Annotated in this window: 4 protein-coding genes and 1 pseudogene; 4 read left to right on the top strand and 1 reads right to left on the bottom strand. The window is 69.1% G+C overall.

All coding sequences use genetic code 11. The features are described from left to right. Positions 1 to 371: 371 nt before the first annotated feature. A complete protein-coding gene (locus E1202_RS30780) occupies positions 372 to 1952 on the bottom strand; it encodes a PucR family transcriptional regulator (protein ID WP_132686823.1) in 1581 nt (526 codons plus the stop codon). 129 nt (positions 1953 to 2081) lie between these two features. Here E1202_RS30780 and ald point away from each other — a divergent pair, with 129 nt between their 5' ends. From ald to E1202_RS30760, 4 genes and pseudogenes are all read left to right on the top strand, one after another. Then, positions 2082 to 3197 (top strand): alanine dehydrogenase, encoded by a 1116-nt coding sequence (gene ald, locus E1202_RS30775; protein ID WP_132686822.1) that lies wholly within the window; start codon positions 2082 to 2084, stop codon positions 3195 to 3197. Positions 3198 to 3228: 31 nt separating this feature from the next. After that, on the top strand, positions 3229 to 4608 hold the full coding sequence (locus tag E1202_RS30770; protein WP_132686821.1) for an aspartate aminotransferase family protein: 1380 nt from the start codon (positions 3229 to 3231) through the stop codon (positions 4606 to 4608). Between the two features lie 29 nt (positions 4609 to 4637). Further along, a complete protein-coding gene (locus tag E1202_RS30765) occupies positions 4638 to 6143 on the top strand; it encodes a CoA-acylating methylmalonate-semialdehyde dehydrogenase (RefSeq protein ID WP_132686820.1) in 1506 nt (501 codons plus the stop codon). 157 nt (positions 6144 to 6300) lie between these two features. Next, positions 6301 to 6436 (top strand): annotated as a pseudogene (locus E1202_RS30760) (electron transfer flavoprotein subunit beta); the annotation flags it as partial.

Here is a 6436-nt window from a genome sequence, read left to right as displayed (position 1 = left end):
CACGGCAACCCCAATGTCCTGACCCCGGACGTCCCGTCTTCCCGCCTGTCACAGGCCACGACGGCCCAGCACGCTGCGGTGGAAGTGGAGAAATGGACCGGTCCCGTACCGGAGCTCGTGGTCGACAAAGGCCCTGAACTCGTGCCCGACTCCGGCAGGCGGCTGGCAGCTGGGCACGGGGCGCCCGCCCACCCCCGGGGTAGCGACCTCTACTCGACCCGAGCGACCCCTTCCAGGACGGCTTCATAGTCGGGCGTCCCTGGGAGCCCGAAGCCTGACCACCTCGCAGTGGCCGAGCTGCGGCTCCTAGCTTCCCACCGCGCTCAAGGGATCATGTCCCTCGAAGGACACCCTGCGCACCTGGAGACGGGTTAGCTCAGACGGTTCGCCTGGCGGTATGCGATGAGGGCGACGTGGATCGCGGTGCGTTCTTCCGGGTCGGTGAGGTCGTGCTGGAGCAGTTGCTCGGTCGAGCGGATCCGCCCGTACGCTGCTGCGCGGCTAAGGTGGATGTCGCGGGCGAATTCGGCCATCACACCGTTGTGCCGCAGGTAGGCCTCGAGCGTGCGCAGGACCTCCTCGCGCTTGTCCTCACCGAGTGCGAGCACCGGTCCGAGCCAGCCTTCGACGAAGGACAATAGCCGCGAGTCCTCTCGCAGCTGCCACAGCAGGCTTCGCAGCCCGAGGTCCCGGCTGCGGCTGACTGTTGGCTTTGCCCCGGGTGGCGCCCCGGGCGCCACGGTGGCGACGTGTTCGGCCTCGGTCAGCACGGCGGCGAGACCGGCCCACCCCGCCGGTTCGGATCCCGCACCGATGGCGGCCGCCACGTCATCGCCGAGCGCGTCCGCCAGCTGCTCTGGTAGCTCGAAGGCGTCCGACGACGAAGTGCAGTCGAACAGCACCGCGATCATCTGTTCGCGGATACGCCCCACCAAGGCTGCGCGCTGGACCGACCGAGCGGCCCTCGTCACGGCGGTGACCAGTGCGGCGTCCGCTGTCCGGCCGCGGCCGTTGCCGCGCACGACGGTGACCGACATGGAGCCCTCGGTGGCGAATCCCAGCGCCAGCGCACGCGCGCGAATGGTGGCGGCGTCGGCGGCGTGCCCGCTGAACACATCGCGGATCAGCTTCGTCGCGGACAGTCCCTCGGTGTCGGTGTCGGTGACCAGGCCTGCGACCGTGACGGCCTCGGCGGTCAGCTCGAGGACCAGCTGCACGTCCTCGGCCTCGTCGGCGTCGACCCGGGTCGGCACTACCAGGCGGCCCCAGTGGCGCTTGCGCGGACCGACCGGCGTGCTCAACCACCGCTCCGGGCCGCCGACGGTGCTGGCCGGCCCCGTCGGGACCTGGCGGGATCGCGATGACCAGTCGCGGAGCACGTCCTGCACCGGCAGTTCCCCCGCGGAGGCCATCGCCCGGTGGGCCAGGTCCTCCAGCACGACCGGTCTGCCGGTCAGCTGCGCGCAGCGGTGGAGGATCTCGTCGATGGGAGCTCCCTCGACCCCGAGCGAACCCAGCAACCGGTGCGCCTCGTAGGAGGCCCGCAGCCGTTCGTACTGGGCGTTGACCACTTGGGCGTGCACGGTCTGCGTGATCTCCACGAACCGGACCGATTCCTGGAGTTCCACCAGCGGAAGCTCGTGCGCTCGAGCGGCTTGGACGAGCGTGTCGGGCAGCCGCTGCACGTGGCGGCCGAGCTCGACCACGAGGCCGGCCGCTCCGCTGGAGCGCAGCGACTCGACGTAGGCCCGCAGGTCGGTGTCCGGCTCGGCGAGCACCACGCCGATCGACAAGACCAGGTCACCACCGCTGAGAGTGCCGGCGACGTTGGGCAGTTCGCTGACGTGCACCCAGCGCACCGGAATGTTGAGGCGCCCCGAACCGGCTCTGACCCGCGGCCGCCCGCGGCTAACCGCAGGCAGGTCCAGCACCTCACGCAACGTCAGAGCCATCTCCCCACCCTACGACACCACCCGACACAGTGTTCGGTTTGCGATCCCATTCGCGACACATCGTCGGTCGATCAGGTCGCCGCGCTGCCGCAGCATCATCACCACACCCCGCCCCCGAAGGAGCCGTAGATGCTGGTTGGAGTCCCCAGAGAGATCAAGAACCGCGAGTTCCGCGTCGCGCTCACCCCGAGCGGTGTCGCCGAGCTGACCAATGCGGGACACGACGTGGTCGTCGAGGAATCCGCAGGCGTCGGATCGCACATGCCGGATGCGGACTACATCGCCGCAGGCGCCAAGATCACCACGACCGCGCACGAGGTCTGGGACTCCGCCGATCTCGTCCTCAAGGTGAAAGAACCGGTCGCAGCCGAGTACGACCGGATGCGCGAGGGCCAGACACTGTTCACCTACCTGCACCTGGCCGCCTCGCGGGAGTGCACCGAGGCGCTGCTGCGCCGCAAGATCACCTCGATCGCCTACGAAACCGTGACCGCGCCCGAGGGCACCCTGCCGCTGCTGGCTCCGATGAGCGAAGTCGCGGGCCGGCTCGCGCCGCAGGTCGGGGCCGAGGCCATGCGCGCGGGCAACGGTGGCCGCGGCATGCTGCTGGGCGGTGTACCCGGGGTGCCTCCGGCACACGTCGTCGTGATCGGTGGCGGAGTCTCGGGCGCCGCCGCAGCCGAGATCGCCCTCGGAATGCGCGCGCAGGTCACCGTCCTCGACCGGAGCCTGCCACGCCTGCGCGAACTGGACCGGGCCCTTGGCGGCCGGGTGCGCACGGTGGCCTCCAACGCTCTGGAGATCGAACGTGCCGTGCTCGACGCCGACCTCGTGATCGGCGCGGTCCTGGTCGCAGGCGCGAAGGCTCCGACGCTGGTCAGCAACGACCTGGTCAGCCGGATGAAGCCCGGCAGCGTCCTGGTCGACATCGCCATCGACCAGGGCGGGTGCTTCGCCGACTCGCGCCCTACCACGCACGACGCGCCGACCTACCCGGTGCACGACTCGGTGTTCTACTGCGTGGCCAACATGCCCGGCGCCGTGCCGAACACCTCGACGCTCGCGCTGACCAACGCGACCCTGCCGCACGTTCTCGCCCTGGCAGGCGCCGGCTGGCGTGACGCGCTGCGCCAGGACGCCCACCTCGCGAACGGCCTCAACACCTGGGCCGGGCACATCACCCACGACCCGGTCGCCCGGGCGCACGGCCTGCCCTCGGTGAGCCTCGACGAAGCCCTCAGCTGACGACCCGCCCGACCCGTTCACGGAGGAACGCATGACCACCGCCGACAAACCGCGCACCGCCACCCCCACCGCGGAAACCGCCGCGCGACACCTGTGGACGCACTTCGACCGCCTCGGAAACGACCGCCCGGTCCCGGTGATCACCCGGGGCGAGGGCGCCTACATCTACGACGACCAGGACCGCAGGATCCTCGACGGGCTCTCCGGACTGTTCGTCGTGCAGACCGGGCACGGCCGCCGCGAGCTCGCGGAAGTCTCCGCCCGCCAGGCCGAAACACTCGGCTTCTTCCCGGTGTGGGGTTACGCCACTCCCCCGGCCGCGGAGCTGGCCGAGCGACTTGCGCACCTGGCCCCGGGGGATCTCAACCGGGTCTTCTTCACCACCGGCGGCGGCGAGGCCGTGGAATCGGCGTGGAAGCTGGCCAAGCAGTACTACAAGCTCACCGGAAAACCCGCCAAGCACAAGGTCATCAGCCGCGCCATCGCCTACCACGGCACACCGCAGGGCGCCCTGGCCATCACCGGCGTGCCGAAGATGAAGAGGGACTTCGAGCCGCTGACCCCGGGCGGGTTCCGCGCCGCCAACACCAATGCCTACCGCAACCCGCAGTTCGACGGCGACCCCGAGGCCTTCGGGCGCTGGGCGGCCGATCGCATCGAAGAGGCGATCCTGTTCGAAGGCCCCGACACCGTCGCAGCGGTCTTCCTGGAGCCCGTGCAGAACTCCGGTGGCTGCCTCACCCCGCCGCCCGGCTACTTCGAGCGGGTGCGCGAGATCTGCGACCGCCACGACGTGCTGCTGGTCTCCGACGAGGTCATCTGCGCGTTCGGCCGGCACGGAACCACCTTCGCCTGCGACAAGTTCGGCTACGTCCCGGACATCATCACCTGCGCGAAGGGCATGACCTCCGGCTACAGCCCCATCGGAGCCATGATCGCCAGCGACCGGGTCGTGGAACCGTTCCTCGCCCCGAAGGTCAGCTTCCCGCACGGCTACACCTTCGGCGGGCACCCCGTGGCGGCCGCGGTCGCGCTGGCCAACCTCGACCTCATGGAACGCGAGCGGCTCAACGAACGAGTCCTGCAGCGCGAGCAGGCCTTCGGCGACACGCTCCGCAAGCTGCTGGACCTGCCGATCGTCGGCGACGTGCGCGGCGACGGCTACTTCTGGGCCGTGGAACTGGTCAAGGACAAGCAGACCCGCGAAACATTCAACGCCGAGGAGCGCGAACGCCTGGTCCGGGGCTTCCTGCCCGGCGCGCTGCTGGACAACGGCCTGTACTGCCGCCCGGACGATCGCGGCGACGTCGTCGTGCAGCTCGCGCCTCCGCTGACCTGCGGTCAGGCCGAGTTCGACGAGATCGAGCAGATCCTGCGGCAGACCTTCGTCGAAGCCACCTCCCTCATCTGATCAGACCGCACGCACCTGAGAAGGACGACATGACCACCACAGACAAGAAGGAACTGACCCACTGGGTCGCCGGCAAGCCGATCGAAGGCACCTCCGGCCGCTTCGCCGACGTCACCGACCCCGCCACCGGCGCGGTCTCCGCACACCTGCCGCTGGCCTCGGCGGGCGAGGCCGCAGCAGCGATCGACGCCGCCGCGGCCGCGTTCCCGGCCTGGCGCGACACCTCACTCGCTCGTCGCACCCAGATCTTGTTCCGCTTCCGCGAACTGCTCAACGGCTGCTCCGGCGAGCTCGCCGAGCTCATCACCGCCGAGCACGGCAAGGTGCTCTCCGACGCCGCCGGTGAAGTCGCCCGCGGCCAAGAGGTCGTCGAATTCGCCTGCGGGATGCCGCACCTGCTCAAGGGCTCGGCCACAGAGAACGCCTCCACCTCGGTCGACGTGCAATCGATCCGCCAACCGCTCGGCGTCGTCGGCATCATCAGCCCGTTCAACTTCCCCGCGATGGTGCCGATGTGGTTCTTCCCCATCGCCATCGCTGTCGGCAACACCGTCGTGCTCAAGCCCTCGGAGAAGGTCCCCTCCGCCGCGTTGTGGCTGGCCGAGCTGTGGGAGGAAGCTGGGCTGCCCGACGGGGTGTTCAACGTCGTCAACGGCGACAAGGAGGCCGTCGACGCGCTGCTGACCAGTCCCGAGGTGAAGTCCATCAGCTTCGTCGGCTCCACCCCGATCGCCCGCCACGTCTACGAAACCGGCACCGCGAACGGCAAGCGCGTCCAGGCCCTCGGCGGAGCCAAGAACCACATGGTGGTGCTGCCCGACGCCGACCTGGACCTCGCCGCCGACCAAGCCATCAACGCCGGCTTCGGCTCCGCCGGCGAACGCTGCATGGCGATCTCCGCACTCGTCGTGGTCGGCGACATCGCCGACACCCTCGTCGACAAGATCGCCCAGCGGGCGAAGAACCTGCGCACCGGCGACGGGCGCCGCTCCTGCGACATGGGCCCGCTGGTGACCAAGGCAGCCCGAGACCGAGTCACCGGCTACATCGACGCCGGCGAGGCCGCCGGCGCCACCGTCGCCGTCGACGGCCGCACCGCGCAGTTCGACGCCGACGGCAACGGATTCTTCGTCGGCCCCACACTGCTCGACCACGTGAACACCAACATGTCGGTCTACACCGACGAAATCTTCGGCCCAGTGCTGTCCGTGCTGCGCGTGGACACCTACGGACAAGCCGTCGACCTCATCAACTCCAACCCCTACGGCAACGGCACCGCCCTCTTCACCAACGACGGCGGCGCAGCCCGACGCTTCCAGAACGAAGTCGAAGTCGGCATGGTCGGCATCAACGTCCCCGTCCCCGTCCCGATGGCCTACTACAGCTTCGGCGGCTGGAAGAACTCTTTGTTCGGCGACACCCATGCCCACGGCACCGAAGGCGTCCACTTCTTCACCCGAGGCAAGGTCGTCACCACCCGCTGGCTCGACCCCAGCCACGCCGGCCTCAACCTCGGCTTCCCTCAAAACACCTGAGAAAGTCGCTGAGACCACGTCCCGCCGTGATGCTCTGCGGTCTTCACGAAACCGCAGGGCATCAAGGCGGCCCCATCAGCCTCCGGTCCCCATAGACCACGCGCACCGCGATGAAACGTCGCAGCGATTTCCCACAACTATGAAGGTTCGGTCGTCCATGAATATCGTCGTTCTGGTTAAGCAGGTGCCCGACACGTATTCCGAACGGAAGCTGTCTGCTGCGGATCACACGTTGGACCGCGAGTCGGCGGATGCCGTGTTGGATGAGATCAACGAGCGCGCGGTGGAGGAGG

This window comes from Saccharopolyspora karakumensis (genome assembly GCF_004349225.1).
GTDB classification, from domain to species: Bacteria; Actinomycetota; Actinomycetes; order Mycobacteriales; family Pseudonocardiaceae; genus Saccharopolyspora; species Saccharopolyspora endophytica.
This window is presented reverse-complemented; position numbering and strand designations above follow the sequence as displayed.

Excerpts from the sequence above, each read along its gene's own strand:
- E1202_RS30765 (WP_132686820.1), top strand. The coding sequence starts at position 4,638 with ATGACCACCACAGACAAGAAGGAACTGACCCACTGGGTCGCCGGCAAG.
- E1202_RS30780 (WP_132686823.1), bottom strand. The coding sequence starts at position 1,952 with ATGGCTCTGACGTTGCGTGAGGTGCTGGACCTGCCTGCGGTTAGCCGC.
- ald (WP_132686822.1), top strand. The coding sequence starts at position 2,082 with ATGCTGGTTGGAGTCCCCAGAGAGATCAAGAACCGCGAGTTCCGCGTC.
- E1202_RS30770 (WP_132686821.1), top strand. The coding sequence starts at position 3,229 with ATGACCACCGCCGACAAACCGCGCACCGCCACCCCCACCGCGGAAACC.